The sequence below is a fragment of the Marinomonas communis genome (assembly GCF_004363305.1).
Lineage (GTDB): Bacteria > Pseudomonadota > Gammaproteobacteria > Pseudomonadales > Marinomonadaceae > Marinomonas > Marinomonas communis.
The window spans coordinates 289420-303526 of sequence record NZ_SNZA01000004.1 but is presented as its reverse complement, the minus strand read 5'-3'; the positions used below and the strand labels follow the sequence as shown (position 1 = coordinate 303526).

At 47.3% G+C, this 14107-nt stretch carries 13 protein-coding genes; 8 read left to right on the top strand and 5 right to left on the bottom strand.

What is annotated here, in order from left to right; translation table 11 throughout:
- The gene (locus C8D85_RS13030; protein ID WP_133563416.1) at positions 1-333 is read left to right on the top strand and encodes a YnfA family protein; all 333 of its coding nucleotides are present in this window, start codon (positions 1-3) and stop codon (positions 331-333) included.
- A gap of 27 nt (positions 334-360) precedes the next feature.
- Here the strand turns inward: C8D85_RS13030 and C8D85_RS13025 are convergent, their stop codons facing one another.
- The 4 genes from C8D85_RS13025 to C8D85_RS13010 form a co-directional block, all read right to left on the bottom strand.
- A complete protein-coding gene (locus C8D85_RS13025) occupies positions 361-732 on the bottom strand; it encodes a glutathione S-transferase N-terminal domain-containing protein (protein WP_133563414.1) in 372 nt (123 codons plus the stop codon).
- Between the two features lie 77 nt (positions 733-809).
- A complete protein-coding gene (locus C8D85_RS13020; RefSeq protein WP_133563412.1) occupies positions 810-1247 on the bottom strand; it encodes a pseudoazurin in 438 nt (145 codons plus the stop codon).
- Between the two features lie 90 nt (positions 1248-1337).
- Positions 1338-2432 carry an ABC transporter substrate-binding protein gene (locus tag C8D85_RS13015; RefSeq protein ID WP_133563410.1) on the bottom strand — a complete coding sequence of 365 codons (1095 nt, stop codon included), beginning with the start codon at positions 2430-2432 and terminating at the stop codon, positions 1338-1340.
- A 155-nt stretch (positions 2433-2587) separates the two neighbouring features.
- Complete coding sequence (locus C8D85_RS13010) at positions 2588-3502, bottom strand: LysR family transcriptional regulator (RefSeq protein ID WP_133563408.1); 915 nt, start codon at positions 3500-3502, stop codon at positions 2588-2590.
- A gap of 89 nt (positions 3503-3591) precedes the next feature.
- On the opposite strand from C8D85_RS13010, the gene aptA reads away from it, so the two are divergent.
- From aptA to C8D85_RS12990, 4 genes are all read left to right on the top strand, one after another.
- Positions 3592-4929 carry an omega-aminotransferase AptA gene (gene aptA / locus C8D85_RS13005; protein WP_133563406.1) on the top strand — a complete coding sequence of 446 codons (1338 nt, stop codon included), beginning with the start codon at positions 3592-3594 and terminating at the stop codon, positions 4927-4929.
- A gap of 48 nt (positions 4930-4977) precedes the next feature.
- The gene (locus C8D85_RS13000; RefSeq protein ID WP_133563404.1) at positions 4978-6474 is read left to right on the top strand and encodes a CoA-acylating methylmalonate-semialdehyde dehydrogenase; all 1497 of its coding nucleotides are present in this window, start codon (positions 4978-4980) and stop codon (positions 6472-6474) included.
- A gap of 252 nt (positions 6475-6726) precedes the next feature.
- Positions 6727-7872, top strand: coding sequence for an efflux RND transporter periplasmic adaptor subunit (locus C8D85_RS12995; protein WP_133563402.1), 1146 nt, complete (start codon positions 6727-6729; stop codon positions 7870-7872).
- A gap of 16 nt (positions 7873-7888) precedes the next feature.
- Positions 7889-11026 (top strand): efflux RND transporter permease subunit, encoded by a 3138-nt coding sequence (locus tag C8D85_RS12990; protein WP_133563400.1) that lies wholly within the window; start codon positions 7889-7891, stop codon positions 11024-11026.
- Positions 11027-11087: 61 nt separating this feature from the next.
- Here the strand turns inward: C8D85_RS12990 and C8D85_RS12985 are convergent, their stop codons facing one another.
- Positions 11088-12014 carry a LysR family transcriptional regulator gene (locus C8D85_RS12985; protein WP_055463829.1) on the bottom strand — a complete coding sequence of 309 codons (927 nt, stop codon included), beginning with the start codon at positions 12012-12014 and terminating at the stop codon, positions 11088-11090.
- Between the two features lie 231 nt (positions 12015-12245).
- Between C8D85_RS12985 and C8D85_RS12980 the strand changes: the two genes are divergently transcribed.
- From C8D85_RS12980 to C8D85_RS12970, 3 genes are all read left to right on the top strand, one after another.
- Complete coding sequence (locus C8D85_RS12980; protein WP_133563398.1) at positions 12246-12689, top strand: YkvA family protein; 444 nt, start codon at positions 12246-12248, stop codon at positions 12687-12689.
- Positions 12686-13378, top strand: a complete 693-nt coding sequence (locus C8D85_RS12975; protein ID WP_133563396.1) for an aspartate/glutamate racemase family protein — start codon at positions 12686-12688, stop codon at positions 13376-13378. The genes C8D85_RS12980 and C8D85_RS12975 overlap by 4 nt, the downstream gene beginning before the upstream one ends.
- Before the next feature lie 111 nt (positions 13379-13489).
- Entirely contained in the window at positions 13490-14023 is a 534-nt protein-coding gene (locus C8D85_RS12970) for an NADPH-dependent FMN reductase (RefSeq protein ID WP_133563394.1), read from the top strand.
- The last annotated feature ends 84 nt before the right edge of the window (positions 14024-14107 follow it).

Below are 14107 nucleotides of genomic sequence, written 5' to 3'. Positions count from 1 at the left end.
ATGCCTGAATTGAAAACATTAGGGTTATTTTTGATCACAGCGTTGGCCGAAATAGTAGGGTGTTATTTGCCTTACTTATGGCTGCGTGAAGGGAAAAGCATTTGGCTGTTGTTGCCTGCTGCGTTGAGTCTGATGGCCTTCGCTTGGTTGTTAACGCTTCATCCAACGGCCTCAGGGCGTGTTTATGCGGCCTACGGTGGCGTCTACATTTTTAGTGCGGTGATGTGGCTTTGGTTGGTGGATGGTATTCGCCCCAGCACATGGGATGTTGTTGGATCTTTAGTCGCTGTGCTGGGGATGGCCATTATTATGTTTGCACCAAGGTCCGCTTAGTAAAGCGTTTCATAAGTAAGTAGATCGTTAGGCAAAGCGGCTTTCAAGATAACGAATGATTTCTTTAGAATCATACATCCACTGGACGTTGCCGTTTTCTGAAATACGTAAGCAAGGGACTTTTACTTGACCGCCGCCAGCTTGCAATTCTTCACGGTAAGGAGAGCCTTCAGAAGCACTGCGCTTCTCAATAGGAAGGTTGAGCTTGTACATGGCGCGTCGAGTTTTAGTGCAAAACGGGCAAGCTGTGAATTGGTATAAAGTTAGGTCTTTAGCCGCTTCGTTGACCGCTAATTGTTCTGCCTCAGGACGTTTCTTTTTGCTCCCACGCGTTACCACATCGACCAATACAATAAGACCGCCTAAAAGATTGCGAATCAACTTTACCAAGTATTTCATCTCGTACTCTCTGTTTCACTGGAATGTTTGGGGCTCATTCTAACGATAAAGTCGATGTGGTTTAAGTAGTGAAACGCTTAATTTTTAATCTGTGCAACGATGGCATCAGCACGCTCTGACGATAGTGCAATTTTAGAGCGTAAGCGTGGGTACTTTTGTTCAATGACGTCGATATTACTCGCGTTTCCAACTTGAATAACCCCAATCATACCCATCATCAAATGTGGCGGGCAGTAATACAGGTGAATCCCTTCTTGCGAAAGGGGTAACGTGTAGGTCTCATTGAGCGGGCTAGTCCACTGTTTGGCTTGCTCAGGAACCACGTAGGATTTGGCATTATGACCCGATTGGGTTGGTACAAAGGTGACGGTATCACCGACTTGAGCATGGACGTAGCTGGGTTCAAATACCATGGAACCGGCGTCACCGTAGTTTAACATTTGGATTTGCCAATCTTTGGCAGAGGCGAAAGAAGAGAGCAGCGTCAGACACAACAGAGAAAGTATTTTGGACATTCTTAACCTCATCAGAAATTTTTGATGGAACACTCGATAGCGTCAAAGACTAGACACTATCGAGTGTTAGGAAAATGCTGTGAACAGGGCTTATTTCGTCAGGCTGACAGCAAATGTTCCTGAAGGCGTCACAGGTAGGTAACGCTGGTAGAAATCTAGGTAGTTTTGTTCAGGCGTTAGGTCGGCAAACAGCTCTGGGTATTGAGCTTTGGCGATAAATTGCAGCATGCTACCGTCAAGAATGGTACGTGAAGCACCTTGATAAATACCGTATACGCGCTGAGACTTAACAGCACTTAGGTCTTCCCAACCAGGGCGTTTGGTAAAGCCTGCAAGACGCTGTAGCGCAACCTTACGATCAATGCCTTGGCCCATCACCATAGCGTCTGATTTTTTACCGCTTTCGGTACCTGCGATAAAGATCACTTCGGGGTTAGAGGCAATCACTTGTTCAGGGTTAATCGGCCCCCACCATTCCACAAACGGTGCAGCGATGTTATCGCCACCTGCGCTAGAGACCATGGCACCCCACATGTTTTTACCGTAGGTAAATGAGTACTCACTTGGGCCTTGGTTACCGAATTCGATATAAGTGCGTGGTTTCTTCAATCCCGCGTCTGCAATCTTAGTGTGGATATTCGTGACCAGAGTTTCGTACTCGTCAGCGATTTTATCTGCTCGAGCTTCTTGGCCAGTTAGTTCACCGATGATGTGTGTACTTTGTAAATGGCGCTCAAGAGTTTGCGCATTGTAATCCACCACAACGATTGGAATGCCTGCATCTTCCAGTGTATCAACGTCCATACCTAGGCCTTTGTACTGCCAATCAGCCAGCAGTACGACATCAGGATTGAGGCTGAGTACTTTTTCCACAGAGAAGGTTTGCGATTCGATTTCACCCACGTCTGGGATGTCTTTTAGGGAAGGGCGGTAGTCTGTGTAAAGCTTCCAGCTCGCTGGGCGCCATGCTTCCCATGTATCACGGGAGATACCGACTACGTTGTCAAAGGCTTGCTCTGTACCGATGGCCATATAGTCCTCGGCATAGAAACCTAAGACCACACGTTGAGCTGGAACATCAATGTCGACGGAACGGCCTAAAACATCCTTGATAGTGGTCATTTCGGCTTGTGCAGCACCACTTATCAAGGCGGCACTTAGGGCGGCTAGAGCAAAGGTTTTCATATGATCCTAATCCTATTGGCGTGTGAAAACTAAAAAACGGCGCCATTAAACATTAGGATTGGTTTTTATGCAAATCATTCTCGTTATTGATTTGCATCTTGTTTGCTGATTTTGCGTTTGATCAATTTTATTAGCTGGCTATTACAAACCAGCCATTAGTCTGCGCCAACACATTCTAAGAACTGATTTAATATTTGGTTAAACTGAGCACCACGTTTTGTGGTGAGGTTAATTTCTGACTCGAAATAGTATTGCTGGGGCAGTAAGGCTTTCATACGACCTTTAGATACCCAATATTCTGCGTAGTGCTCTGGCAAAAAGCCGATGTAAGTCCCTGTGAGTATCAAGAAAGCGATACCTTCGTGATCTGATGCCGTTGCACAGCAGTTCAACTTTTGATGCATTGCGATGGCATTTGGGGTCATGCGGTGACTGGTTACCACTGTGTTGCTGTGGTTCAAAGTGGACTGGTCAGGTTGCGGTTGCATGAACAATGGGTGTTGGTCGCTACAAAATAAATAGTAACGCTCGGTGTAAAGGGGTCGATACTCAAGCCCAGACACTTTATTGGTAGAAGGCACTGCTCCTACGTGAAAGCGACCATCGATCACGCCTTTCTCAATGTCGCTCGGTGTGGACATGGTAATGTTGATGTTAATTTTATCACTCAAAGCACGCACATCCTTCAGCGCATGTGTGATCCGCATATGCGGTTGTGTGACGAGGTTATTTACCAACGCGATGTTTAAATCGCCACGTAGATCATTGTTGATCTGATTCACATCACTGCGGAATTGCTCTATCGATGCCAAGAGCACTTCCGCCAGATTGAGCACCGCCTCACCTTCCTCAGTAAGAGTAATGCCACCTCTGCCTCGATGGCAGAGTTTCATATCTAAGCGCTTTTCTAAGTCACTCATTTGAATAGAAATAGCTGACTTGGTGATGCCTAAAATCGATTCTGCTGCGGTATAACTGCCACACTCAATCACAGTTTTAAACAAACGAATCAGCTTGATATCAAAATCGGTAATTTGATTAATGATGGCGCGCTTCTTTTTGTTTTGCATTTGCTTAACCTGAGTGTAGTAAGTTTGTATTTAACTTAACTTAAATCCGTGAGAAAAAATAGCCATACCAACTTACGGAGTGTTTCACAATGAGTCTGTTTCAATTTTCAAATGGTGAGTCGGCTGACCTTAGCGCACACTGGATGCCGTTCTCGGCTAACCGTCAATTTCATCAGACGCCTCGTATCATCACGCAGGCTTCAGGCTCATGGTTTAAAGACAAAGATGGCCGTGATATCTACGACTCTTTATCTGGTCTATGGACCTGTGGTGCCGGTCACTCTCGCGCTGAAATTCAAAAAGCTGTCGCTGAGCAATTAGGCACATTAGATTACTCGCCTGCGTTCCAATTCGGTCATGAGCTGTCTTTTAAATTGGCTGAGCGCATTGTTGCCAAAACCCCAGCAGGCCTTGATCACGTGATCTTCACTGGCTCCGGCTCTGAAAGTGCGGACACTTCGTTGAAGCTTGCGCGTGCGTACTGGCGTGCCAAGGGTAAGCCAAGCAAAACCAAGCTGATTGGTCGTGCTCGCGGCTACCATGGGGTAAACATTGGCGGTACTAGCCTAGGTGGCATTAACGGTAACCGTAAAACATTTGGTCAGCTGTTCGATGCCGATCATATTCCCCACACACTACAGCCAGAGCTTGCTTTTACAAAAGGCATGGCACAAACCGGTGGTGTGGCGCTAGCGAATGAGTTTCTGAAGCTGATCGAATTGCATGATGCATCGAACATCGCCGCGATTATCGTTGAACCAATGTCTGGTTCGGCTGGTGTGATTGTACCGCCTGTAGGCTACTTACAGCGTCTACGTGAAATCTGTGACCAGCACGATATCTTGCTGATTTTTGATGAAGTTATTACGGCGTTTGGTCGTATGGGTAAATGGACCGGTGCTGAGTTCTTTGGTGTCACGCCGGACATTATGAACACTGCTAAGCAGATTACCAACGGTGCGATCCCTATGGGGGCGGTGATTGCCTCTAAAGAGATTTACCAAACCTTTATGGAGCAAGATCTAGCAGGACATGCCATTGAATTTGCTCATGGTTACACCTACTCAGCGCACCCAGTGGCCTGTGCGGCAGCGTTAGCAACACTGGATCTTTTAGAGCGCGATCACTTGATTCCACAATCAGCTGAACTTGCACCGATTTTCGAAGACAAGCTTCATGCGCTCAAGGGCACCAAGCACATAGTCGATATTCGCAACTGCGGTTTGGCGGGGGCATTGCAGATCCAGCCTAAAGACGGTGATCCAACAGCCCGTCCTTACCAAGCGATGTTGGCATTGTGGGACAAAGGTTTCTACGTTCGTGCTGGCGGTGACACGTTGCAATTTGGGCCAACGTTCAATGCCCAAGCAGAGGATTTAGAGCGCTTGTTTAGCGCTGTTCACGAGACATTGCAGTCTTTGGATTAAGTTTTACACATTTGATTTTTGACGAGTTAAGAAAAGGTATTGAACACAATGGAAACAGTAACGCATTTGATTGCCGGCGAAATGGTTAGCCACAGCAACGAAACAATTGAAGTTTTTAACCCTGCAACTGGTGCCGTAACGTGCCTAATGGAAATGGGTAACCAAGAAACAGTACAACAAGCTATTCGCGCAGCAGAAGCCGCATTACCCGCTTGGAAGAAAACGCCGCCGCTAAAACGTGCTCGTGTGATGTACCGTTTTAAAGAGCTGTTAGAAGCCAATAAAGACACCATCGCTAAAATGATCAGCGAAGAACATGGTAAAACCGTGCCGGATGCGCTGGGTGAACTACAGCGTGGTATCGAAAACGTAGAGTACGCTTGTGGTGCGCCAGAGTTTTTGAAAGGTGAATACTCCAGCACAACAGGCCCAGGCATTAACGCCTGGAGCGACAGCAAACCAGTCGGTATTGTCGCAGGTATCACGCCATTTAACTTCCCTGCGATGGTGCCACTGTGGATGTATCCGCTGGCGATTGTGTGTGGTAACTGTTTCATCTTAAAACCTTCTGAGAAGAATCCAAGTTCTACTCTTTACATCGCTAAGTTGCTAGACGAAGCGGGTCTACCAAAAGGGGTGATGAGTGTCGTCAACGGTGGCAAAGATGTGGTGGATGCTTTGATTCAAGCACCACAAGTAAAAGCGATGAGCTTCGTTGGCTCCACGCCAGTAGCGGAATACATCTACTCACAAGGCACAGCGAACGGTAAGCGTGTGCAAGCGCTAGGTGGTGCGAAAAACCACGCGATTGTCATGCCAGATGCAGAGTTGGACGGTGCTGTCAGCGCATTGATGGGCGCGGCGTTTGGTTCTTGTGGTGAGCGTTGTATGGCCATTTCTGTTGCCGTGTGTGTGGGTGATGAAACCGCTGATCGTTTGATTGCCAAACTAACTCCTCAAATCCATGAGTTACGCGTCGGTGCCTACACTCAAGAGGGTGTTGAAATGGGGCCACTGATTTCGAAAGAACACTTCGAGAAAGTGACGCAATACGTCAATGAAGGCGTAGCAAGTGGCGCTAACTTGTTGGTTGATGGCCGCAGTTTAAAAGTAGAAGGTCATGAAAACGGCTACTTTATTGGCGGTTGTCTATTCGACAATGTGACCACGGACATGAGCATTTACAAAGAAGAAATCTTTGGCCCAGTGCTTTGTGTGGTGCGCGTGAACAGCCTTGAAGAAGGTATCGCTCTGATCAATGAACATGAGTACGGCAACGGTACTTGTATCTTTACTCGTGATGGTGAAGCGGCCGAACTGTTCTGCGACGAAGTGGAAGCCGGCATGGTGGGTGTTAACGTACCTCTTCCTGTACCGGTAGCTTCTCACAGTTTTGGTGGTTGGAAACGTTCTTTGTTCGGTGACCTGCATGCTTACGGTCCTGATGGCGTGCGTTTCTATACTCGCAAGAAAGCCATTAGCCAACGTTGGCCGAAACGCGCTTCCCATGAAGCGGCGCAGTTTGCTTTCCCAAGTCAGCAGTAGTTGATGTATCAAACCTCCGGGGCAGGATAGTGTGACTGTTATCTGCTCAACCTTGAATGGCGTTGTCTCTTGGAGATAGCGCCATTTTTTTATGTTATTGGCTGACCAACTGGTCAAGCACTTTTGGCTAACTTTCCTTTTAACTTTAGGTTTAAACCAATTCAACTTGGTGCTAGCTACAGAGTTAAAAGCCATTCGTAGATACTTGCCGACTTTCTTTTGAAGCTATCGTGACCAACGGGAGTTAGGTACATGTCTTTGCGAATTTTTTCTGTCTTGTTTTTAGCAACTGTCTTAGTTGGCTGCACGGCTGAGGCGGATTCAACGGTTGCAACGCAGCCCCCAGCTCAGCCTGTTGATGTGGCAAAAGTGGTCTATGCCCAATACAGTCCTGAGTACACCTTTACCACACGTCTAGAATCGCCCCAGCAGGTGGATTTACGTCCGCGTGTGTCAGGTGTCATTGATGCGGTGTCGTTTAAAGAAGGGAGTCGCGTTAAACGTGGTGACCTATTGTTCAAAATCGATCCGCGACCCTTTTCAGCTGAAGTTGCTCGCTTGACCGCAGAGTTGAATCGCGCGCAAGCGGCTTTAAGCCAAGCGCAATCCGAAGCAGATCGCGCCAAAAGCTTACAAGGCCGTAACGCGATGTCAGCGGAGCAAGCGGAGTCGAGAGTTTCCCTTGCACAGCAACGTCGTGCCGAACTTGCCTCCGTGCAGGCTGCATTGGAAGCGGCTCTTTTAAACCTGCAGTTTACCGAAGTACGTGCGCCGATTGATGGGCAAGTTTCCAATGCTTTCATCACAGCAGGTAACAACGTTCAAGCGGGTCAAAGTGTGCTAACGACGTTAGTCGCGACAGACTCGTTGTATGCGTACTTTGATGTGGACGAGCGCACTTGGAACAGTGCTTTCTCTCAAGTCAAAGCCGACGGTCAAACCAAAGCAACGATGATGCTGTCTGGTCAAGCTCAGACGGAGTATCAGGGCTACCTAGACTTCATTGATAACCAGATCAATGTTGAGAGCGGTACGCTGCGTGTTCGAGCTTTGTTTAAGTCAGACAGTGACGCGCTTCGCCCTGGGGCCTTTGCACGTATCCAGCTGCAAGCAGTGGCTAGCCAGCCAACTATTTTAGTCCCAGACCGCGCCGTCGGAACCGATCTAGAGAATCGTTTTGTACTGGTTGTAAATCAAGACAATGTTTTGGAATACCGCCAAGTACAGCTAGGCCGCAGAGAAGGGGATTTACGAGTGATTGAATCTGGCTTACAGCCTAATGAGCGCATCGCGGTTAACGGCCCAGCTCGCGTTGGACCAGGTATGACCATTGCTCCTAGGGATGTGTCGATTAAAACGGCTGAGTTGGCCTTAGCATCCGCTAAACCATCGGCGTAACAAGAGCTTTTCTAACATGAAATTCAGTCACTTTTTTATCAGTCGACCTATTTTTGCGGCGATGCTGTCTTTGCTGATTCTGATCGGCGGCGGCATTTCCCTATTTCAGTTGCCTGTCAGTGAATACCCAGAAGTTGTCCCACCGACTGTAGTCGTGACGGCCAACTATCCTGGTGCTAACCCTAAAGTCATCGCTGAAACCGTTGCCGCGCCTCTGGAACAAGAAATGAATGGTGTGGAAAACATGCTGTACATGTTTTCTCAAGCGACGACTGATGGTCGCATGACTCTAACCCTGACGTTCGCTTTGGGAACGGACTTGGATCGTGCTCAGGTACAAGTGCAAAACCGTGTCTCCAGTGCTTTACCAAGATTACCCGAGGAAGTGCAGCGACTTGGAGTGGTCGCCGAGAAATCGTCGCCTAACTTAACCATGGTGGTGCACCTGTTCTCGCCTGAGGGTGATCGCGATATTAGCTATCTATCAAACTACGCAGATATTTATATCAAAGACGCTTTGGCGCGTTTGCCGGGCGTGGGCGATGTGCAGATGTTCGGTGGTGGTAAATACTCCATGCGCTTATGGCTTGATCCTGATGCTTTAGCTTCCCGTGACTTGATTCCAAGTGATGTGGTGCAGGCCGTTAGGGAACAAAACCAGCAAGTCGCTGCGGGCAGTTTAGGTGCTCAACCCGTTGCAAACGACAGTGAATTCCAAATCTTATTGAATGTGAAAGGTCGCCTTGAAAGCATTGATGAATTTGAAAACATCATCGTTCAAGTCAATGATAATGGTGCTATCACACGTCTAAAAGATGTGGCTAGGATCGAGCTTGGGCAAGATTCCTATTCTCTTCGTGCGCTTCTGAATGGCCAAACTGCGGTCGCCATTCCTATTTTTCAACGACCAGGTTCGAATGCCATTGAGTTGTCGAACCAAGTTCGAGCGCAAATGGAAGAGTTGTCCCAGAGTTTTCCTCAAGGGGTAGACTATGCAATCGCTTACGACCCAACAGTCTTTGTACGTGGTTCCATTGATGCGGTGATCAATACGTTACTGGAAGCGATTGTCCTCGTCGTAATTGTGGTGATTCTATTCCTACAAACATGGCGCGCCTCGATCATTCCATTAATTGCCGTGCCTGTTTCCTTAGTTGGTACTTTTGCCGTCATGCAGTGGCTTGGGGTCTCAATCAACACCTTGTCTTTGTTTGGCTTGGTTCTAGCCATCGGTATCGTGGTGGATGATGCCATTGTCGTGGTGGAAAACGTCGAGCGTAATATCGAGAATGGTTTGTCGCCTGTGGCTGCCACTCGACAAGCCATGAGTGAGGTCACCGGACCGATCATAGCCATTGCTTTAGTGTTGTGTGCGGTGTTTATTCCAACGGCGTTTATACAGGGCTTAAGTGGCCAGTTTTATAAACAGTTCGCACTAACGATTACGATTTCAACGCTGATTTCTGCGTTTAACTCACTAACCTTATCGCCTGCGTTATCCGCTATTTTGCTGCGCTCTCATGATGCCAACCCCGATGCGTTAACACGTATGATGAACGCCATATTTGGTCGTTGGTTGTTTACACCGTTTAACCGCCTATTTGATCGTGGTGGGCGAGTGTACGAGAAAGGTGTGAAAAAACTGATCCGTTTAGGTGTGGTGGTTGGCGTTGTATACGTGGGCTTGCTTGGCGGCACGTTCAAATTATTCGATGAGGTGCCAGGCGGCTTTATCCCGATTCAGGATAAGCAGTACTTGGTTGCGATTGCTCAGTTACCAGACGCGGCAAGTTTAGACCGAACAGAAGCCGTGGTACGTGAAATGGAACAAATCGCATTGGCGACACCTGGTGTCATGCAGACCGTGTCATTCCCTGGCCTTTCTGTGAATGGTTTTACCAACAGTTCAAACAGTGCCATTGTCTTTGTGACACTGGATGAGTTTGCTGAGCGTAAAGCGCCAGAATTGTCTGCTGGTGCCATTGCAGGTCAATTGAATGGCCGCTTCAGCACTATTGATGAGGCGTTTGTGGCGATCTTTCCTCCGCCGCCTATTTTGGGGCTTGGTTCAACTGGGGGCTTTAAACTACAGATCGAAGATCGTGCCAGCTTAGGCTTTGATGCCTTGTTTGCCAATCTGCAAAAAGTAATGAATGCGGCTTACCAAGATCCAGCCTTAACTGGCGTGTTCTCAAGCTTTCGTATTCAGGTGCCGCAAATGGACATTGAAGTGGATCGCGAGCAGGCCTTATTGCAAGGCATTCCGTTGGATCAGGTATTTGAAACGCTGCAGATCTATTTAGGTTCAGCGTACGTCAACGATTTCAATCTATTTGGCAAAACCTATCAGGTAAATGCCCAAGCTGAAGCTGAACATAGGGTGGACCCTGAGCAGATTTTGCGCTTAAAGGTCCGCAATAATGCCGGAGCGATGGTGCCGTTGGGCTCGATTCTAACTGTGGAACCAACCATTGGTCCGGATCGTGTGATGCACTACAACGGTTACCCTACTGCTGAGTTAAATGGTAACCCAGCGCCCGGTTACAGCTCGGATCAGGCACAGGCGGCCATTGAGAAAATTCTAAATGAGCAGCTTGATAAAGGCATGGCGTTTGAATGGACAGAAGTGACGTACCAACAAATATTGGCAGGTAATACCATGGTGTATATCTTCCCATTGGTGGTACTGCTTGTGTTTATGGTGCTGGCAGCACAGTACGAGAGTCTCACGCTGCCGCTTGCGATCATTTTGATTGTACCGATGACCATTTTATCTGCTTTAGCGGGTGTATGGTTAACCTCAGGGGACAACAACATTTTCACTCGGGTAGCTTTAATCGTACTGGTTGCTTTAGCCAGTAAAAATGCCATCCTGATGGTTGAATTTGCGCGTGATAAACGTCATCAGGGTGAGTCTCGCTTGGAAGCGATACTGGCCGCCTGTCGTTTGCGTTTGCGTCCGATCCTTATGACATCCATTGCGTTTACCGCAGGCGTGGTGCCATTGGTGTTGGCTACCGGCGCAGGTGCAGAAATGCGTCAGGCGATGGGGGTGGCTGTATTCTCTGGCATGATTGGTGTTACGGTGTTTGGTTTATTGTTTACACCGGTTTTCTATATGGCCATGACCGCTCTGGAACGAAAGAAGTCCTAGTCAAAAGAATAGTGACGACTTTGCAAAAGGGGGCTCCAATTTAGGAGCCCCCTTTTGTTTGTTATAGATTGTGAATCATATCTTCGAGTTCATGAGGACACTGGTCTTTTACATTCGCCAGCATGTAATCAATAAACACACGGGTTTTGGCAGGTAGATAATGTCGTGAAGAATAGTAAATCATGACGCGGATTGGATCGGCTTCGTAGTCTTTCAAAATACGACGAAAACCACCTTGCTCTAGACATGTTTCATAATTGCCGACGCCAACGGCGGCAATACCGACACCCATCTCCACGGCGGTCATGGCAGCAGAGAGGTTGTTGACGATCAGGTTGCCTTCCGGTTCCATTTGAATTTGCTCACCGTCGATTCGAAAATTCCAGATTTTCTTTCTTCCAGTGGTGTCTGAACGGTAGGCAATGCAGTTGTGTTGTAGCAGATCTTGCGGGCAGCTAGGTTCGCCATATTTATTGATGTATTCACGACTGGCTACCAGTACTGGTTGTAGTGAGTAAAACTCCCTAGCAATCAGGGCACTATCGATATTGCCTAAGACACCAATACCAACATCGGCTCCTTCTTTAACGAGATCTCCCATACGGTCGTCAAACTTTAAGTCCAACTCAATATCAGGGTACTTCTTCAGAAAATCAGGCACTAACGGCAGTACAAACATGCGTCCAAAACTGTCCGGAAGATTCACTTTCAAACGTCCATGTGGGGCTTTTTGCTTGTCGGTACTGAGACGAATTTGATCCTCAAGTTGCTCTATCAAATGTCCGGTGCGCTTGTAGAGTTCCTGACCGTCTTCGGTCAAGGTGAGGGAGTGAGTAGAACGATGGAAAAGTCGCAATTCTAAGTTTTTCTCAAGCTGCGAAATGGATTTACTGATGGCGGCCGAAGACACGCCCAGTAATCTTGCTGCACTGGAGAAACTGCCGTTTTTCACCACCGTGTTAAAAATATTTAGCTGGTTTGGAATCATTGACGGGCCTTCCAAGAAAAAAATAAAGCCAAGCGGAAGAGGGTCCTTAGGGGCTTCTGATTGACTGAAAATTATACCATTTTCATGCTTGGTTTGGCGGATTTAATGGACTCTAATGCCGAGTTAAATGAGGAAAAAAACGGGCTTAATTTATGAATTGATAGGCTTATCTATGGCTTTTCACAGAGAGTATGTCAGGCTGAATATATCAACGAAAAATAGGAGGTGGCTATGCAGTTTAGTCGATTTCAATTTCGAAAGTGCGCAGAGTCTAAGGACAAGAATCGCGACTTTATCGCCGAAGAACCTATTTCTCTAGAGCAAGCAGCGCAAGAGTATGCGGTAAAATATGATGAGCTCAACTTTTGGCAAAAATGTAAACGCTATGCTAATCGCATCGGACGAGCGGGATTAGAGAAAGTATTCAGCCTCTATTACGCCACCCAACATAAGGACTGTACCCTGGCACAAAAAGCAGCAATCTATGGGGCGTTGGGGTATCTGCTCACGCCGATTGATGTGATCCCCGACTTGACGCCATTTTTCGGTTACAGTGATGACATCAGTTTGATCAGCAGTGCCTTGATTGCCGTGGCTTCTTTAATCGATGAGGGTGTCAAAGAAAAAGCTAAGGTCAAAGTGGAACAATTAATGGGAGAAACGGAGTCAGAATGAAAACAATCGGATTACTAGGTGGTATGAGCTGGGAAAGCACACAGGGATATTATCGGGCCATTAATGAGGGTGTGAAAGAAGCCCTAGGCGGTCTTCACTCTGCCAAGCTGGTTCTGAATAGTGTGGATTTTGCTGAAATTGAAGCCTGCCAACAAAGCGGAGACTGGCGCAAGGCAGGAGAGATACTGGCTCAAGCTGCCCAAGGAGTCGAAGCAGCGGGAGCGGACTGTCTGCTAATTTGTACCAATACCATGCACAAAGTGGCAGAGGACATTGATGATGCGATTTCCATTCCACTTATCCATATCGCAGATGCCACCGGTGAGGCTTTAAAGCAAGCAGGCGTTAAACGAGTCGGGCTGCTGGGGACCGCATTCACTATGGAACAAGACTTTTATAAAGGCCGTTTAAGTGAGCAGCACGATCTGGAAGTATTGGTACCCAAAGCAGAAGATCGAGCTCTGATTCACCGAGTGATCTTCCAAGAGCTATGCGTTGGCATTACAACGAATGCCTCAAAAGCAGAATACTTACGCATTATTGAAGCATTAAAAGAGCAGGGCGCTGAAGCGGTGATACTAGGATGCACTGAAATTGGCATGCTGGTCACCCAGGCTGATACAGATACTCCGTTGTTTGATACCACTGAGATTCATGCGGGTGCGGCGGTTACTTTTGCATTAAAGTAAATAATCCATTAACTATCTGGTTTTCTTTTGCCATATTTGATCCTTAAAAGCGTGCTATGTTTAAGGTCCATTGTTAATAACTATTTTTACAACACATCTGAGGGATTACCTGTGAAAGTATTAGCCTTTGCTGCAACGAACCACAAAGCATCAATCAACAAACAACTAGTGACTCACGCAGCCAACATCGTGGCGCAAAATACGGGTGCTGAAGTTGAAGTGCTGGATCTAAACGATTACGAATTACCGCTCTACAGTATCGAGCGCCAGACGGAAAACGGTATGCATCCGTTGGCTCAACAGTTCTTCGATAAAATTGGTGCAGCGGATGCAGTGCTGATTTCATTTGCCGAGCACAACGGTTCTTATGCCGCAGTGTACAAGAACTTATTTGACTGGGCGTCTCGAATCGATATGAAGGTATACCAAAACAAACCAACCGTTTTATTGGCAACGTCTCCAGGACCTGGTGGTGCTGGAAACGTGTTGGCGGGCGCGGTGAACTCAGCGGGCTTCTTCGCAATGGATTTAAAAGGTAGCTTGTCCGTGCCTTCATTTAACGACAACTTCGATACGGATCAAGGTGTTTTGGTCAACGAAGAGTTGTCTGCAAAACTAAAAGACATCCTAGCGACACTAGGTTAATGATTTAGTCGTTGTGAGCTTTACAGTAGCGGTGTTTAGGGTATGAAAAAGCGGCTTTTTAGCCGCTTTTTGTTGCCTGTTGAT

Excerpts from the sequence above, each read along its gene's own strand:
- C8D85_RS13030 (WP_133563416.1), top strand. The coding sequence starts at position 1 with ATGCCTGAATTGAAAACATTAGGGTTATTTTTGATCACAGCGTTGGCC.
- C8D85_RS13025 (WP_133563414.1), bottom strand. The coding sequence starts at position 732 with ATGAAATACTTGGTAAAGTTGATTCGCAATCTTTTAGGCGGTCTTATT.
- C8D85_RS13020 (WP_133563412.1), bottom strand. The coding sequence starts at position 1,247 with ATGTCCAAAATACTTTCTCTGTTGTGTCTGACGCTGCTCTCTTCTTTC.
- C8D85_RS13015 (WP_133563410.1), bottom strand. The coding sequence starts at position 2,432 with ATGAAAACCTTTGCTCTAGCCGCCCTAAGTGCCGCCTTGATAAGTGGT.
- C8D85_RS13010 (WP_133563408.1), bottom strand. The coding sequence starts at position 3,502 with ATGCAAAACAAAAAGAAGCGCGCCATCATTAATCAAATTACCGATTTT.
- aptA (WP_133563406.1), top strand. The coding sequence starts at position 3,592 with ATGAGTCTGTTTCAATTTTCAAATGGTGAGTCGGCTGACCTTAGCGCA.
- C8D85_RS13000 (WP_133563404.1), top strand. The coding sequence starts at position 4,978 with ATGGAAACAGTAACGCATTTGATTGCCGGCGAAATGGTTAGCCACAGC.
- C8D85_RS12995 (WP_133563402.1), top strand. The coding sequence starts at position 6,727 with ATGTCTTTGCGAATTTTTTCTGTCTTGTTTTTAGCAACTGTCTTAGTT.
- C8D85_RS12990 (WP_133563400.1), top strand. The coding sequence starts at position 7,889 with ATGAAATTCAGTCACTTTTTTATCAGTCGACCTATTTTTGCGGCGATG.
- C8D85_RS12985 (WP_055463829.1), bottom strand. The coding sequence starts at position 12,014 with ATGATTCCAAACCAGCTAAATATTTTTAACACGGTGGTGAAAAACGGC.
- C8D85_RS12980 (WP_133563398.1), top strand. The coding sequence starts at position 12,246 with ATGCAGTTTAGTCGATTTCAATTTCGAAAGTGCGCAGAGTCTAAGGAC.
- C8D85_RS12975 (WP_133563396.1), top strand. The coding sequence starts at position 12,686 with ATGAAAACAATCGGATTACTAGGTGGTATGAGCTGGGAAAGCACACAG.